10 protein-coding genes and 3 tRNA genes are annotated in these 17,240 nt (G+C 60.7%); 3 read left to right on the plus strand and 10 right to left on the minus strand.

Features of this window, described 5'->3' with window-relative positions; genetic code table 11:
- Positions 1–21: 21 nt before the first annotated feature.
- The 5 genes from clpP to RBB39_RS03100 form a co-directional block, all read right to left on the minus strand.
- Positions 22–642 carry an ATP-dependent Clp endopeptidase proteolytic subunit ClpP gene (clpP, locus tag RBB39_RS03080; RefSeq protein ID WP_045993752.1) on the minus strand — a complete coding sequence of 207 codons (621 nt, stop codon included), beginning with the start codon at positions 640–642 and terminating at the stop codon, positions 22–24.
- Between the two features lie 73 nt (positions 643–715).
- The gene (gene tig / locus RBB39_RS03085; protein ID WP_045993753.1) at positions 716–2,056 is read right to left on the minus strand and encodes a trigger factor; all 1,341 of its coding nucleotides are present in this window, start codon (positions 2,054–2,056) and stop codon (positions 716–718) included.
- Positions 2,057–2,342: 286 nt separating this feature from the next.
- A tRNA-His gene (locus RBB39_RS03090) sits at positions 2,343–2,417 on the minus strand.
- A gap of 67 nt (positions 2,418–2,484) precedes the next feature.
- Positions 2,485–2,561, minus strand: a tRNA-Arg gene (locus RBB39_RS03095).
- Positions 2,562–2,630: 69 nt separating this feature from the next.
- Positions 2,631–2,707, minus strand: a tRNA-Pro gene (locus tag RBB39_RS03100).
- A gap of 203 nt (positions 2,708–2,910) precedes the next feature.
- Here RBB39_RS03100 and folD point away from each other — a divergent pair.
- From folD to mtnN, 3 genes are all read left to right on the plus strand, one after another.
- Positions 2,911–3,789 (plus strand): bifunctional methylenetetrahydrofolate dehydrogenase/methenyltetrahydrofolate cyclohydrolase FolD, encoded by an 879-nt coding sequence (folD, locus tag RBB39_RS03105; RefSeq protein ID WP_045993754.1) that lies wholly within the window; start codon positions 2,911–2,913, stop codon positions 3,787–3,789.
- Between the two features lie 83 nt (positions 3,790–3,872).
- On the plus strand, positions 3,873–4,340 hold the full coding sequence (locus RBB39_RS03110) for an S-ribosylhomocysteine lyase (RefSeq protein WP_045993755.1): 468 nt from the start codon (positions 3,873–3,875) through the stop codon (positions 4,338–4,340).
- 28 nt (positions 4,341–4,368) lie between these two features.
- Entirely contained in the window at positions 4,369–5,106 is a 738-nt protein-coding gene (gene mtnN / locus RBB39_RS03115) for a 5'-methylthioadenosine/S-adenosylhomocysteine nucleosidase (protein WP_045993756.1), read from the plus strand.
- A gap of 76 nt (positions 5,107–5,182) precedes the next feature.
- Here the strand turns inward: mtnN and RBB39_RS03120 are convergent, their stop codons facing one another.
- The 5 genes from RBB39_RS03120 to RBB39_RS03140 form a co-directional block, all read right to left on the minus strand.
- Entirely contained in the window at positions 5,183–6,190 is a 1,008-nt protein-coding gene (locus RBB39_RS03120; RefSeq protein WP_124804794.1) for a DUF5801 repeats-in-toxin domain-containing protein, read from the minus strand.
- Between the two features lie 301 nt (positions 6,191–6,491).
- Positions 6,492–12,560 carry a retention module-containing protein gene (locus RBB39_RS03125; protein WP_306168778.1) on the minus strand — a complete coding sequence of 2,023 codons (6,069 nt, stop codon included), beginning with the start codon at positions 12,558–12,560 and terminating at the stop codon, positions 6,492–6,494.
- A gap of 349 nt (positions 12,561–12,909) precedes the next feature.
- Positions 12,910–13,509, minus strand: coding sequence for a response regulator transcription factor (locus RBB39_RS03130; RefSeq protein ID WP_045993759.1), 600 nt, complete (start codon positions 13,507–13,509; stop codon positions 12,910–12,912).
- Positions 13,509–14,927: an HlyD family type I secretion periplasmic adaptor subunit gene (locus RBB39_RS03135; protein ID WP_045993760.1), complete on the minus strand. Its 1,419-nt coding sequence runs from the start codon at positions 14,925–14,927 to the stop codon at positions 13,509–13,511. The genes RBB39_RS03130 and RBB39_RS03135 overlap by 1 nt, the downstream gene beginning before the upstream one ends.
- Positions 14,927–17,032, minus strand: a complete 2,106-nt coding sequence (locus RBB39_RS03140) for a type I secretion system permease/ATPase (protein WP_108133366.1) — start codon at positions 17,030–17,032, stop codon at positions 14,927–14,929. The genes RBB39_RS03135 and RBB39_RS03140 overlap by 1 nt, the downstream gene beginning before the upstream one ends.
- Between the last annotated feature and the right edge of the window lie 208 nt (positions 17,033–17,240).

Here is a 17,240-nt window from a genome sequence, read left to right on the forward strand (position 1 = left end):
ATCGCGCGAGCTATCACGCTATCAGGATGCCGGGCGCTTATCCAGCACTGCGTCGATCAGGCCATACTCCGCGGCCTGGGCGCCGTTCATGAAGTTGTCGCGATCGGTATCCTTGGCGATGGTCTCGATATCCTGGCCGGTGTGGTGCGCCAGGATCTGGTTCAGTCGCTCGCGGATGCCCAAAATTTCACGGGTGTGAATCTCGATGTCCGAGGCCTGCCCCTGATAGCCACCCAGCGGCTGGTGGATCATCATCCGCGAGTTGGGCAGGCAATAGCGCTTGCCAGCGGCACCACCGGCCAGCAGCAGGGCTCCCATGCTCGCCGCCTGACCGATACAGACGGTCGAGACGTCAGGCTTGATGAACTGCATGGTGTCGTAGATGGACATCCCCGCCGTCACCGAACCGCCGGGCGAATTGATGTAAAGGTGGATGTCCTTGTCCGGGTTCTCGGACTCCAGGAACAACAGCTGGGCGACCAGCAGGTTGGCCATATAGTCTTCGACCGGCCCCACCAGGAAGATCACCCGCTCCTTCAACAGCCGGGAGTAGATGTCGTAGGCACGCTCGCCGCGGGCGCTCTGCTCGACCACCATGGGCACAAGGCCGCCGGCAGCGTTGATATCGAACTCGGTGTTCATGAGGAGATGTCCTTGTTTCCTTGCGTGACAAAACGACGAAGCCGGCCCGACGGGGCCGGCCAGGAGAGGCGCCTCAAGCGTCCTCGCCTTCCTCCGCCTCGTCGCCCGGCTGCTGCTGCGCGGCAGCCAGGGCCTGCTGGTAGGACATTTCCACGTCCTTCACATTGGCCTGATCGAGCAAAGCGTCGACGGCCTTTTCTTCCAGCAGTGCAGACTTGACCTGGGTCTTCATCTGCTCGTTGCCCATATAGTACTCGACGACCTGCTCGGGCTCCTGATACTGCTGTGCAAGCTCCTCGACCTTTGCCTTGATCTCGTCGTCGGAAGCATCCAGCTCGTTGACCTTGATCACCTCAGCCAGCAGCAGACCGACCTGCACGCGGCTCTTGGCCTGTTCGGTAAACAGCTCGTTGGGCAACTGGCTGACGTCGAAGTCCTCGCCCAGACCAAACTGCTGCGCCGCCTGACGCTTGAGGCCATCGACCTCCTGCTGGACCAGCGACTCGGGAACGGGGATCTCGTTGGCCTGCTTGAGGGCCTCGAGCACCTGCTGCTTGACGCGATTCTCGACCGCCTGGTCAGCCTCACGGCTCATGTTCTTCTTGACCTCGGCGCGGAACGCCTCGACGTCACCACCTTCGACACCGAATTTCTCGATGAATTCCGCATCGACTTCCGGCAGCGCCTGACCCTTGACCGCATTGACCTTGACCTTGAAGGTCGCTTCCTGGCCGGCCAGCTGCTCTGCCTGGTAGTCCTCGGGGAAGGTCACGCTGATGACCTTGTCCTCACCCGCCTTGGCACCTTCGAGCTGATCCTCGAAGCCCGGGATGAAGCTGCCGGAACCCAGCACCAGATCGTGGCTCTCGGCACTGCCGCCTTCGAACGGCTCGTCACCCAGGAAGCCCTGGAAGTCGATATTGACCTGATCGCCCTGCTCTGCAGCACGCTCAACCTCTTCCCAGGCAGCGTTCTGCTTGCGCAGCGTCTCGATCATCTCGTCGACGTCGGCATCGGTCACTTCAACCACCGGACGCTCGACCTCGGCGCCTTCAATGGTCGCCAGCTCGAACTCAGGATAGACCTCGAGGGTGGCCGTGAACTCCAGGTCCTTGCCGGTCTCGTTGACGGTGGCTTCGATCTGCGGGTAGCCGGCCGGATTGAGCTTCTCATCGGTAATGGCGCGAACATAGCGCTCACGCATGACCTCGCCCACCACCTCGTTGCGCACATCAGCACCATAGCGCTGGCGGATGACCGACATCGGCACCTTGCCCTTGCGGAAACCGTCGAGACGAACGTTCTTGGCGGCATCCTTGAGACGGGCGGCGACGGCCTCGTCGATCTCGGCGGCCGGCACCTGGACGTTGATGCGGCGTTCGATCTGGGAGGTCGTATCGACGGAAACTTGCATGAATAATCCTCTACCGACTGGGGGCGTACTGAAAAATTGAAAACGTCAAAGGGGAGATTCTAAGAATCCCGCCGGGCACTGGCAAGCGCCAACGCCCACAACATGGGGCCTGGCATGTCTTTTACAAGGGGCTATCGGAAAATTCGTGGCCACCGAATGACGACACGACCGCCGACGAGGGCGAAACACAGGCACGACAAAACGCCGGACAAGCAACTTGGCCTGCCAGCTTCAGATTCAACAACGACTTGTTCAAGAAAGAAACTCGGGGAAGGAATCAGGTTGATGGGGTGGATGATGGGGATCGAACCCACGACCACCGGAGCCACAATCCGGGGCTCTACCACTGAGCTACATCCACCATATCAGGACAATACCGCTACAACCTTTGCCCGAGCCTGTCAAAAGCAGCTACCAGCAAACTTCACTGGCGCGCCCAGCAGGACTCGAACCTGCAACCTACGGCTTAGAAGGCCGTTGCTCTATCCGGTTGAGCTATAGGCGCATTCTACAGAACCGAACTCTTCACCACAACCCGCTTTTCGAGAAAAACTTCTTCTCCAACAAGCTGTTGTGGTCGGGGTGGAGGGATTCGAACCCCCGACATCCTGCTCCCAAAGCAGGCGCGCTACCAGACTGCGCTACACCCCGCCGGCCAGCCGCTCGGCCATGCAAACCGCCGAAGCAGTCTCTGCAAGCGCTGCGTATTCTACGGAACTTTCCCGCCAAGTCAACAGGCTACCGAGACATTCCTGTTGTCATTCGGGCTCAAGCTTTGCCTGGATGGCGGAGCGTGCGAAAATCCGTGGCCGCCAATTTCATCCAGCACACCCACTTCTGACCGAGGGAACCCCATGACCGCCCAGCTCATCGATGGCAAGTCCATTGCCGCCACAGTACGCCAGCAGGTCGCCCGTCAGGTACAGGCGCGGATCGATGCCGGAGAACGCATCCCGGGGCTTGCTGTGGTGCTGGTCGGTGAAGACCCCGCCTCCCACGTCTATGTACGCAACAAGCATCGCGCCTGCGAGCAGGCGGGTATTTCATCTGTTCAACACGCCCTGCCCGCTTCCACATCACAGGCAGAGCTCGAAGCCCTGGTCGACCAGCTCAACGCCGACGCATCCATCGATGGCATTCTGGTTCAACTTCCGCTGCCCGACCACCTGGACGCTCGCCCTATCCTCGAGCGCATCCTGCCAAGCAAGGACGTGGACGGCTTCCATCCCTACAACCTGGGACGGCTGGCCCAACGTCTGCCGCTGCTGCGCCCCTGCACCCCCAAGGGCGTGATGACGCTGCTGCATCACTCGGGTCTGGCGGTGCGAGGCCTCGACGCCACGGTGGTCGGTGCCTCCAATATCGTGGGACGGCCGATGGCACTGGAATTGATGCTGGCGGGCTGCACGACCACCGTCTGTCACCGCTTTACCCGTGACCTCGAGGCTCAGGTACGCAAGGCGGAACTGCTGGTGGTTGCGGTCGGAAAACCAGGACTGGTGAAAGGCGAATGGGTACGTGACGGCGCGATCGTCATCGATGTGGGCATCAATCGACAGGAAGATGGGCGCCTGGTGGGCGACGTCGACTTCGACGAGGCCGCCCGACGTGCAGGTCACATCACACCGGTCCCGGGTGGCGTTGGCCCGATGACGGTAGCCAGCCTGCTGGAAAACACCTTGATGGCCGCAGACATTCATGACGGCCAGCATCGCGAAACTCCCGACGGCTGAACCTGCACTTGCGACATCCATGCGTGATGGACTCAATTGACGTAGCATCGCGCCCATCCAACACAGGATCACGGAGACACTCCATGAGCGACAAGAAGATGAATGTCGAGAGCTTCAACCTCGACCACACCAAGGTTCGCGCCCCCTATGTGCGTCTGGCAGATATCAAGACCGGCGCCAACGGCGATCGCATCCACAAGTATGACTTGCGGATTTGCCAGCCCAACAAGGAGCACATGGAGATGCCTGCCCTGCACTCCCTGGAGCACCTGTTGGCCGAGCTGTCGCGCAACCACTCGGACAAGGTTGTCGATATCAGCCCCATGGGCTGCCAGACCGGCTTTTATATCGCCATGATCAACCACGACGACTACGACGACGTGCTGGCACTGATCGAGGGTACGCTCAACGACGTGCTGTCGGCGACCGAAGTTCCTGCCTGCAACGAAATGCAGTGTGGCTGGGCCGCATCCCACAGCCTGGAAGGCGCCCAGGAGCTGGCAAAAGGCCTGCTGGCCAAGCGTGACGAGTGGCACCAGGTCTTCGCCTGAGCCGAGGCTCCACCTCAAGAGGAATCGCATGAAACGCATTGGCATCATCGGAGCCATGGCGCAGGAAGTCGCCCAACTGGCGGCCCAGCTGGAAGACGTCAGGACCCGCACCCACGTCGGCTCCACCTTCTACATCGGCCGCCTGCATGGGGTCGAGGTCGTACTGCTGCAATCCGGGATCGGCAAGGTCAACGCCGCCATCGGGGCGACGCTGCTGCTGGACAACTACCAGCCCGAGGCGATCATCAACACGGGTTCCGCAGGCGGGTTCGGCGAAGGACTGTCGATCGGCGACGTGGTGGTGTCCAGCGAGGTGCGCCACCACGATGTCGACGCGGTGGTATTCGGCTACGAACATGGCCAGGTGCCCAATATGCCGGCGGCCTATCTCCCGGATGAACGCCTGGTTCGGGTGGCACGGGACTGCGTCGAAGGCATGGCTGAGGTCAAGGTGGTCGAGGGCCTGATCGCGACCGGCGACGTCTTCATGGCGTGCCCCGATCTTGTCTCGCGCACCCGCAACCGCTTTCCCACCATGCTGGCGGCAGAAATGGAGGCGGCCGCGATTGCCCAGACCTGCCACCTCTACGGTTGCCCCTTCGTGGTGATTCGCGCCTTGTCCGATATCGCCGGGCAAGGTGACAACCACCTGTCCTTCGAGGAATTCCTCGAGCAGGCGGCTGATCACTCCAGCCGTATGGTGACGGCAATGGTGCAACGGCTGGCGTCACCGCAACCTGCCGTTGACCGACAGCAGCCGGCCTGACAACTCTGTCTCGCCAGAAAGCACTGCCGTCATCCTGACAGCACGCCCGGCTACAGCCGGGCGTGCTGCCACTCGCTCAACCGATATCCGGCTGTGAACTCTCCAGCAGCCTGACCAGAAAGTCGTCACTGCTTCCGTCCATGGACACCCCCGTTAGCGTCACCTGAACATCCGCATTGCTGCCGTCCTGCAAGAGCCCTCCATCGAGCTTCACGTGGACCACGGTGTCTTCGCCATCTGCGATGGCCAGGACCTTTTCACCACCTTCCAGATCACCAATGTCTTCGAGCAACTCTCTTAGATCCAGCATATTGCCCAAGACATCGACCGCAGTGGCGTAGGAGCTGTCAGCGCTGGACGCAGGCTCTCCCAGACTCCAGGCCAGCTCATCCTCTTCCGCCAACAGCGGTAGCGCGGCTGCTCGGCTTGACCCTGCCATCGCGGCCCCGAAGCCCTCCGGATCGATGCCGGTGATGGTTGGCGTATCGTCATTGATCACCACCTCAAGCGTCCCGCTCACTGTCGAGCCATCCTTGTCGGTAGTGGCGTAGCCCAACTCGAGCGACAGATCGCTTTCCTGGCCGCCCTTCGGGTGGTCGACATCCTTGCTCAGGTAGACCACCACATCACCGGCCTCGGCATCCACCAGACTAATGGTCAGGACCCGCTCGCCATCAGCATCATTGCCCATCACGGTGTAGCCGTCTGAACTCACCACAAACTCGACTGGAGAGTCTCGGCTGGTCAACTCAGGCAGCCCGTCGAGATCCCAGCGGAAAGCACCCTGCACGGCAGCACCATCAGCCCCAGCGTCGAACCCGAGGTTGGCGCTCGCGCTGTCGTTGCAGCCGGTGTTCACCACCTCGGTTCCCGGGGCGTCGCCGGGACCGCCGGCGATACCTTTGGGCAGGCTGTGCTCGTCGAGCAGGCCCTTTCCCCTATCTACTCGAGCCACTCGCGTCGGCACTGTTACCAGAACACTCCCCTCTTCAAGGCGATCTCCCGCCAAGGCCACCTTCAGATTTCCTTCGGCGTCTTTTATCCAGACGCCTCCTGAAGCGGCGACGATTACGGCATCTTCCATGACACTTTACCTGTCCCTAATGCGATTTCATCCATACAACACTAAAAATGACAGGCAAGGGAGCACACGCACCGTACTAAAGAACAATCCTCGCACAAACGAAGGAAGAAATAGCGAAGCTGCAAAGCAAAACATGACAAAGCGTCAGCAGCTGGATCATGCCTCCTTTCCCGGCTTCGCTCGGACCACCACAGCCATCTCTGGCTGCTTCTGAAGGAAAGTCCTGCTGTTGATACTCGAATGTGAACTGACGCATACAAAAAGGGCCTGGCATCGCCAGGCCCTTTTGCAAAACGCATCGTCACTCGACGATCAATTGTCCATCATCAAGCATCTGCTGCAGCACCTTTTCACCACTTCCGGCCACACCGAGGCCGCCCAGTTCGATGGTCAGATCAGCGTTGTTCCCGGACGCGTCAATCCCGCCATCGGTCTTGATTTTCAGGAGAATATCCTCGCCTTCGTCGACAGCCACCAGATAGCTGGACAGGTCCGACGCAGCGCCATCGATCAACAGACCGCTCAGATCGAGCTTGTCAGCTTGATCGGTGGTTCCGAGAGTGAAGTCCTCGATACGATCAACAGAAGGGACCTCGGCGTCTGCGGCATCCCATACAAATTGATCACTATCCAGGCCTCCCCACAGAACATCGTCTCCTTTACCGCCCACCAGAACATCCTGCCCTGCCCCGCCTATCAGGACATCATCGCCCTCTTCACCATATAGCTCATCGATACCACCGTCCTGGCGCTCAAGGTTCATCAGTGAATCTACGTTGGCCAGAACATACGCCTTGACCTCATCAGTCGTTGGCGCGGTGCCATTGCCAAAATCGGGAGACCACTTCAGAAACTCATAGAGGCCTTCATAACCTAGACCATTGTGCTCACCCGATGAAAACTCCTCCCCGGAATCGCCGTTAACCCATTCGAGATCATCGGAGTTGACCGTGTCACCGAATACAAGATCATCCCCCGCCCCGGCAAACACCTGGTCACTCCCCAAGGGTTCTAGATCCGAGGTACTTGACCCCGTATCAAGAGCAAGATTTAGATCTTCCTCGGTGTTGACCACGTTGATCTCACCGGCGGAGCCGGTATAGGTATTGCCGTCTTCCAACGCAGTCTCGACGTCACCCGCCAGGATGTCGGTATTGTCAAAATGGCGGATGTAATCAACCAGACTATCTTCCCCTATGCCGATCCCGTGGACCGAATCAGCCACTTCGAGCAGTGCTTCGAAGGACGCCACCGATTCCTCCACCGCCACAAGAGAACCGGGCTCCAGCGGTTCGGGTATCACCAGCTTGCCATCCTCGTCCAGCCAGATTGTCGGTAGCCCGTCGGTGACAAAGACCGCCGTTGACTCGAAGCTGTTGATATCCGACATGCGGGTGAAGAAGTCCGTACTGGCAACGAAGCCTGCATCGAAATTGGTGGATCCCTTGGCTTCCATACCGAGGATATAGGCCCTGGCCGCAGCCAGGTCAGCACTACTGAAGTCTTCGAACACGACAGGATTTCGTGCTACGCCGTCGAAATCGATCAGTTGAAGATTCAAGGTACCTTCGAAGTCTGCCAGGGTCTCGAGCTGTCGCAGCATTGCTGCCTTCAGCAGCTCGAGGCGGGTATAGTTGCCCGATCCATCCGGCCTGGGCGTATCGACTTCTGCATTCATGCTGACCGACGAGTCGAGAATAAAGGAGAGGTTATAGTTGCCTGCTGGGTCGATGATGATCGTTGCCCCACCCTTGTCCGCGATGACGACATCGTCGCCCCCACCCGTGGTGATAGTATTGTTGGCATTGTTGCTCACCACGAGCTCGCCCGGGCCTGACAGGATCAAGGAAAGCTCACCGGACGCCTTGTCACCGTCGCCATCGGCAGCCTCGAGGGGCAGCGGCACCGATGCGTCTCCTGGCGCAGCCCCACGGACGATGTCCACGCTGCCAAGCCCAAAGGGTTCACCGTTCCCGCCTTCGATGATGATGGCCTGGATGCCCTCGGCGCTGTTGATGACAAACGACCAGCCATCCTGCAAGCCTTCAACCTTGAGATCCCCATCGATGACATCGATCTGAACCTCCGACGTCACATCCACGCCCCGTTGATCGAGAATGCGCAGGTCCCCGGCCGACAGCGGCAGAGGCTCATCTTCCCCCTGCTGTGACGAGTAGGCCCGGGCACTGAGCAGCAGGGTGGCTCGCGCGTTGTCAGCGCCAGCCATCGAGATACTCTGGCGAAACTCGCCGACGCGCACATGTGAGTCCCAGGACACCACACCGCCGGTTTCCTCGGCCCCCGCGACCATATCGACACGCAGCTGGTCTCCTTCATCAATCTGTCCCGCCCCGACGATGAGTGATCCGTCGGCAATCGCAACGCCGGCCACCGCGGAGAACACCAGCTGCGAATCAAGACCGCCCTCGGAGACATCCAGCACACCCTGGGTCGCGCTCTGCGAAATGGCGGTCGCCACGATGTCACCATCAAGCCGAATGAAAACAGACAGCTCACCTTCCCCGACAACGAGACGGGCCTGATTGCTTGATTCATCCAGCACCACGCTGAAGCCTACCTGTCCGGTGGCTGTCACCGCCTCCAGCTCGACCCCATTGTCGGCCAGCCTCCAGGACAGTGGTCCGCCATCCAACATGATGGTGTTGCCATTGACGTCTTCCACCGGCGCCTCATCCAGCGCACCGTCGAAGCGGATCGGGGCCCCTTGCCCATCCGCACCATACCCGCCCGGAATTGCCAGTTCTCCAGTGCTGCCATTTTCAAGCAGTAAAGCTTCCGAGACGATGCCCTCCGGCGCATCATCATCGATGCGAATGTCGAGCTGGCCGGATGCCTCGCTACCGTCAACATCGGCGACGGTGTAACCGACCGACATGGCCAGATCGTCCTCGGTGGAATTTTCCGGATGGTCGAGCGGACGCAGCAGGCTCACCTCGAAGGCACCGCTGGCGAGGTCTGTCAGGGTGATGCGCAGCGCCTCTTCGCCCGCTGCCGTGGCCGCCACCAGGCTCAGGCCATCATCCGACACGGCAAAATTCAGCACCTCACCGCGGGAGCTCAACGCCGGCAGACCCACCTGCGACCAGGCGAAGGCGCCGGTGCCTGCCGGGCCGTCGTCGCCGAAGTCGTAGCCGAGCGCACCGGTGATGACCGTGGCCTCGCCCGCGACATCGCCATCACCGCCAGGGATACCGCCATCCAGGCCATCCTCATCGAGCACCACCTCGTCCGGTGCCGCATCCGGATCACCGCCATCCGTTGGGGTGGTAGGCCCCGATGCGTCCAGGATCTCGCCACTGATATCCAGTTCGACGATGTCACCGTCACCATCGGTCACGCGAAGCACGACATCGACGTTCTGCGGCGTACTGTTGTCGAGTCCGCTGGCTGCCGTAAAGGACCAGCTACCGTCACCTCTCAGGGTCAGGTCGCCCTGCGCCAGGGTCAACGTGGTCTGCTCGTCACTGCCAGGCAGACTGGAAAAGCTCAGGGGCGCCCCATTGATCAGTACGTCGATGACGGAGAGTCCATCCGCGCCGGGGCTCAGAGACCAGTTGCCTTCGACGGTGGCGCCCTCGGCCACCTGGATAACGCCTGAGCTGGCGTTGGCGTCGATCAGGGTGTTCCCCGTGGTCACCGACGCCACCGGGGTATCATCATCGATGCGAATGTCGAGCTGGCCGGAAGCCTCGCTACCGTCAATATCGGCGACGGTATAGCCGACCGACATGGCCAGATCGTCCTCGGTGGAATTTTCCGGATGGTCGAGCGGACGCAGCAGGCTCACCTCGAAGGCACCGCTGGCGAGGTCTGTCAGGGTGATGCGCAGCGCCTCTTCGCCCGCTGCCGTGGCCGCCACCAGGCTCAGGCCATTATCCGACACGGCGAAATTCAGCACCTCACCGCGCGAGCTCAACGCCGGCAGACCCACCTGCGACCAGGCAAAGGCGCCGCTGCCTGCCGGGCCGTCGTCGCCGAAGTCGTAACCGAGCACACCGGTGATGACCGTGGCTTCGCCCGCGACATCGCCATCACCGCCGGGGATACCGCCATCCAGACCGTCCTCATCGAGCACTACCTCGGCAGGCGCCGCATCCGGATCACCGCCATCCGTTGGGGTGGTGGGCCCCGATGCATCCAGGATCTCGCCACTGATATCCAGTTCGACGACGTCACCGTCACCATCGGTCACGCGAAGCACGACATCGATGTTCTGCGGCGTACTGTTGTCGAGTCCGCTGGCTGCCGTAAAGGACCAGCTACCGTCACCCCTCAGGGTCAGGTCGCCCTGTGCCAGGGTCAACGTGGTCTGCTCGTCACTGCCAGGCAGACTGGAAAAGCTCAGGGGCGCCCCATTGATCAGTACGTCGATGACGGAGAATCCATCCGCGCCGGGGCTCAGAGACCAGTTGCCTTCGACGGTGGCGCCCTCGGCCACCTGGATAACGCCTGAGCTGGCGTTGGCGTCGATCAGGGTGTTCCCCGTGGTCACCGACGCCACCGGGGTATCATCGTCGATGCGAATGTCAAGCTGGCCGGATGCCTCGCTACCGTCAATATCGGCGACGGTATAGCCGACCGACATGGCCAGATCGTCCTCGGTGGAATTTTCCGGATGGTCGAGCGGACGCAGCAGGCTCACCTCGAAGGCACCGCTGGCGAGGTCTGTCAGGGTGATGCGCAGCGCCTCTTCGCCCGCTGCCGTGGCCGCCACCAGGCTCAGGCCATCATCCGACACGGCGAAATTCAGCACCTCACCGCGGGAGCTCAACGCCGGCAGACCCACCTGCGACCAGGCAAAGGCGCCGCTGACTGCCGGCCCGTCATCGCCGAAGTCGTAGCCGAGCGCACCGGTGATGACCGTGGCCTCGCCCGCGACATCGCCATCACCGCCGGGGATACCGCCATCCAGGCCGTCCTCATCGAGCACTACCTCGGCAGGCGCCGCATCCGGATCACCGCCATCCGTGGGTGTGGTCGGGACTGTTGCGTCGAAGATCTCGATACGCTGGTGAGCATCGGCTTGATCACCGTCTCCGTCGGTCTGTACCAGACTGAACTCCACCGACGGTGATGCTCCCTGATCGAGTCCGACGGCAGCGGTGAATGACCAACTTCCATCAGCCTCCACGATCAACCGTCCTTCCTCGAGCACGATCTCCTGTCCCAGCGCAAAGGACTCATCGATGCCAGCGACCGACACAACGAGACTGGCCACACCATCGGCACCATCAACGGCGCTCCAGCTCCCCTCGATGGTACTGCCTTCCCCCACCTCGGCGGGACCGCCCAGCTCGATGCCGGGAACATCATCGAGAATCAGCACATCCAGGCTGGCAGTGCGGCCGTCACCATCGACATCCGTCACCGTCACTTCGATCTGCTCCAGGAAGCCGCCATCGGTGGCCCCCTGCGTCTCGTCATTGTCGACGGTACTGGTCAGCTCAAAGTGGTAAAGCACGGTCCCGCCAGTGGCGTCACCCTGAAAACCATCAAGCCAGAGGATGCCATGGGGCGTATCGAGGGACCTGGGAGTCCCCTCCAGGGCCTGAAGGTCCGCCAGCGTCAAGGAGAGCGTCCCTCCCAACGTCAGCGCGCCGAGACCATCGGGAGTGTCGAAGTTGAAACTGCTGGACTGCGCCAAGGCGTCCGCCGATGGACGACTACCCTGGGCTAGCGCAGACTCTCGTACCACGAGCTCGGCACCTTCCAGCCCCCCCGGAAGATCACCAGCGTCTGGGTCTATACCAGAGCCGTCTGGACCACCTTCCAAGCCGCCTAGGCTGACATCGTTGTCTTCTTCCTCTTCGCCACCGTCCTCGCCAGGGTTGTCGCCATCGACGATATCTCCCAGGAATAGTCGGGGTTCCTGTCCATCGGACGAGTCCAGGCCGTACTCGAAGGCGAGTGGAGAAACCTGCTCGAGAATACGCAAAAGACGGACGAAAGAATGCCCATTGTCGTTGCCGGGGCCAGCACCCGGACCCGCGTCAGGCTCGTCGAAGACATCGAAGAGGTCCCGGCCCGATTCCAGCACCTCGAACACCTCTTCCAACTGCTCGTCCTGCAGCAGCGAAGCCTGAATCAACTCGGACGGGACAGTCTGCGCAAGAAGCAAATCATCTGAGGGAAACGATTGGGCGTCGCCCTGGCCCAGCGGCATTTCCATTGTCTCGCCTGATTCAAGCACCAGCGGTAGCTGTCCTGAACTTGACGAAACAACCACTCGCCCGTCATCTCCGGCGACAAGTCGCTGGCCTGGCTGCAGCACATCGCCGGGCCTGGCCACCCGCTGTTCGCCTGCCTGGTCGACAATCCACACACTTCCTGCGGTAGCAATGATATTCATGGGTTTAGCCCCGTGCTTTCTGCTTATTGGGTTTCCACAGAAAATAGGGGCGGCCCCGTGCGGGCGATACTGTCTAGTAGGTCAAGTGGGAGAGTTCTCCATCGGAACAACCCACAAATGCACAGTTAAGAAGTGTTTATTGCAAAATATAAAGATAATCTCTTACTTCAACCAACGACTTTCCCAGACCGAAAAGTAACGGCACTATTCCAGGGCTCTATTTCCGGAGTAAGGTGCAGAGGCCGAGACGCCAGCACTTGACGACATCAGATCAACCGTTCTACCACAGAAAAAGGGGGCAAAAAGCCCCCTTTAAACTGTCGCGCGGTAATGACCACTTCTTTCGCCGTCAACGATCCCTGGAGAGGCGCAGGATCAACTGCATCCGATCCTTGACCCCCAACTTGCGGAAGACTGCCCCGAGGTGGGCCTTGACGGTTCGCTCGGTAATACCGAGCTCTCGCGCCACCAGCTTGTTGCTTTGGCCCTCCGCCACAGCCAGCGCAACATCCTTCTCGCGCTCGGTCAAACCTTCCAGCAAGTCGTGGTGCACGGCAGGCGCCCCACCCATGGCCTTGAAGACACCGCCCACCAGGCTGTCCATCAACTCGGGCCAAAGCCAGATGCCCCGGTGCCTCACCACGACATCGACCTGACGCAGCACTTCGGGGGTAGAAAGCGCGTGGACATAGCCCCTGGCGCCAGCGGTGAAGGCTTCATACGCTTCTGCGGAATGCGGGTTGAAGGACAGCACCGACACCAGCACTCCCTTGCTGGCCAAACGCGTGCACAGTCCCGTCCAGTCGCCGCCTTCAACCACTACCCAGGCGAGATCGCCCTTGACGGCATGGTCGATGACACTGTGAGGAGCGACCACTTCCAGTTCACTGAAGGCATCATTCCAGCGCGGTACCTCGCTACTTCCTTGGTAGACCAGGTATCGAGTCATCACCGCTCTCCCATCGCGTTACCCCAGGCGCGCAGTACCGGCTTCAGCAGGAACTGCATCACCGTTCGCTTGCCGGTCAGGATATCCACCTGAGCGGTCATGCCCGGGATGACATCCACCGCTTCGGCTTCAGCGCTGTCTTCGGTTCGCACTCGAACCCGATAGTAGGTGTTTCCCTCTTCATCGGTAGTAGTGTCGGCGCTGATGTGCTCCAGCTGGGCATCCAACCCGCCATAGATGGAGAAGTCATAGGCCGTCAACTTGATGGTCGCAGGCAGGCCCGGGCGTAGAAACGCGATGTCCTGCGGCGCGATCTTGGCCTCGACCACCAGGGCGTCGTCTGTCGGGACGATATCCACCACCTCCTGACCGGGCTGAGCCACCCCGCCGATCGTATTGATCGCCAGACGCTGAACGACACCATCGACCGGCGAGCGTATCTCGGAGAGACGCACCCTGTCCTGAAGCCCCTCGCTGGACTCGTCCAGGGCCGACAGTTCACCCAGGGTCGCCGACAGCTCCTGACGCCACTCATTGCGCGCCTTCGCATCGACCTCACGAAGCTCACCCAGCGCCTCCTGAATCGCCGACTCCAGCCGCGACACCTGAGCCGTCGCTTGATTGCGCTCACCACTCGCCCTGGAGACCTCACGCTGCAAGCGCAGCACTTCAACCTCTGAGACCGCCCCGCTGGACAGCAGAGGGCGCGTCATGTTGAGTTCCTGACTGGCAAGATTCAGCTCGCGACTGGCTGCGTTGCGACGCGCAGTCGCCTCGTTGAGCTCCGCCCGGCGCTGTGCCAGTCGCTCCTGCAGTATCTGCTTCTGCTCATCCAGCGTTTCCAGACTACTGTGGTATAGCTCGCGCTCACGGGAGACGATATTGGGCGCCTGCTCGATCAATGCCTCCGACGGAGAGAAGTCCGACCCGGTAGCCAGCGCCCTCAGTCGCTCGGCCTTGGCTTGCAGGGTTTCCGCCTTCGCCCGGTTCTCGTTGAAGTTCGAGAGAAAACGCGTCGGGTCGATGCGCATCAGCAGATCGCCGGTGGAAACAAAATCACCTTCGCTGACGCGAATCTCCTGAACCACGCCTCCATCGAAGCTTTGCACCCGCTGAAGCTGGCTGGAGGGTATGACCCTGCCGCTACCGCGTGTCACCTCATCGATCGGCGCAAAGCAGGCCCAGACGATCACGCAGATGATCGCTACGACAACCATGTACAGCATCAGCCTGGCGCGCAGAGGATCCTGCTGCATTCGCGCCCAGTCTGCGTCGCTCGCCCAATCTCTGTTGAGATGGGATGCGCTGACGCGACGCGCAAACAACCGGTCGATAAAGGGGCGAAAGACTTTGCCACCTTTGCGTGATACGCGACCGACGCCTTCGAATCCCTTCTGTTCGGCACTCTTGCTGGACATCAGCTGGCCCTCCCGATCTGGCCTTTGCGCAGCGCATCCATGACGCTGTCACGCTCACCATCTGCGACCACCTTGCCAGAGTCGATGACCACGATACGATCCACCAGCGACAGCAGTGACGTGCGGTGCGTCACCACCACCATCGTCTTGCCCCCAGCGTAATCCTTGAGGTTGCGCTTGAAGGCCTCCTCGCTGGCGTGGTCCATGGCGCTGGTCGGCTCATCCAGCAACAAGATCGCCGGGTCGTGCACGATGGCTCGCGCGATCGCTACCGCCTGCTTCTGACCACCCGAAAGCATCTGTCCGCCTTCGCCTACCTGCAGCTCGACGCCCTGAGGGTGTGTGCTGACGAGTCCATCGAGCCCACTGATACGGATGGCCTTGAGCAGCAGATCGTCATCCACCCCTTCGCTGCCGGCACCGGCGATGATGTTGTCCTTCAGTGAGCCGTAAAACAGGCGAACGTCCTGAGGCACATAGCCGATATGTCGCCTCAACTGCAGAGGGTCGAACTGACGAATGTCCACATCGTCGATCAGCACCGCTCCCGACGTCGGCTGGTACAGACCGAGCAACAACTTCTGCAACGTGGTCTTGCCACAGCCAACTCGCCCCAGCAGCGCCACCTTCTGGCCTGGTGCTATCGACAGAGAGACGTCGCGAAGGCTGTCATTCTCGGCCTGGGGGTAGCGGAAGGTAACCTTGTCGAACTTCACCAGCCCCTTGACGGCGGGACGATCGATGTAGCTCTTTTCCTCACGTTCCACCGGCATTTCCATCACTCTATCCAACGACTCCAGGGCCGTGGCCGATTGATGATACTGAGCCAGCAGTGCGGCGGCCTGACTGACCGGTGCCAGCGCACGAGACGACAGCATATAGGCAGCGATCAGCCCGCCCTGGGAGAGATTGCCGTCGATGATCAGATAGACGCCGATAAGGATGACGCAGATACCGACGGTATTCTGGGTCCACTGGGCGATACTGGTGACCGAGGTTCCGAGAAACTTCAGCTGAGCGCCGGTACGCGAAAGGAAGGCACTGGCCTGCTCCCATTGCCCCTGAACTCGGCTCTCGCCCCGCAGCGTCTTGACCGTCTCGAGCTGGGAGACCGATTCCACCAGAGTGGCGTTACGTTGCGCCCCTACCTTCAAGGTCGTTTCCGACAAGTCGTGCAGCTTTCCCTGGGCACCGAGGGCGTAGAGCAAGATAAACAGCACGCCAACCACGATAGGAATGACCAGTGCAGGTCCTATCAGGCCAATGATGGCGATGAACATCAGAACGAACGGCAGGTCCACCATGGCGATCACGGTGGCGGAGCCGATAAAGCTCCGAACCGACTCGAAGGATTGCAGCATCGAGACAAAGGAACCGGTCGAGGCAGGCTTGGCCTCCATCCGCATCCCCATGACGCGAGACATGATACGCGACGAGAGCTTGACGTCAGCTCGACTGGCCGCAAGATCGACAAAGCTCGAACGCATCAACCTGAGCGTCAAGTCGAATGCCAGTACGATCAATGCACCGATGGACAACACCCACAGTGTCTCGGTGGCGTGATTGGGCACCACGCGGTCATAGACATTGAGAACGAACAGGGGCATCGCCAGCGCGAAGATGTTGATGGCGACGGAGCCCAGTATCACGTCACGGTAAAGGCGTCTGTTTTCCTTGATCACGCTCCAGAACCAATGCCCAGAACGTTTCTCGTTGACATCCTTCGACCGGGCGTCGAAACGGAACCGCGGCCGCGTATAGATCGCCGTCCCGCTGTAACGTTCGTGAAGCTCGTCCAGCGAGATTTCTACCGACGCCTGCCCCAATTCGGGGTAAATCACCTGAGCGGTACGCGCCTTGACATCGATATCGAGCAATGCGCAGGCGCGCCCCGGCTCCAGCAACAGCACGACAGGGAATAGCGCAGGATTCAACTGAACGAGGCGACTCTTGACGAGTCGCGCCGTCAGCCCGGCACGTTCCGACGCCCGGGGAAATATCCCTGGCGTCAGTGCACCATCTTCCAACGGCAGCCCGGCTGTCAGGGAATCCGCACTGACATCATGCTCGTGATAGTGAGCAATCGACAGCAGCACTTCCAGCAACTCATCCTTGACTGGGCCTCTGTCTTCGTCCTGCTCCTGCGCTTCAGGTGTTGTAAATTCTGCTTCATCCGCAACTCGTGAATCGTCCACGTAAACCTCTCTGTCGGCCGATGGCTGTACCAGAACGCCCTTTCCGTGCGACCCGGCCTATCATCCCTGCTGTCGTCACGGCTTCCTTTGCGGCAATGCAAGGACCAGAACGTGGCAG

The organism is Halomonas sp. MMSF_3323, from assembly GCF_030733595.1.
Taxonomy (GTDB): Bacteria; Pseudomonadota; Gammaproteobacteria; order Pseudomonadales; family Halomonadaceae; genus Halomonas; species Halomonas litopenaei.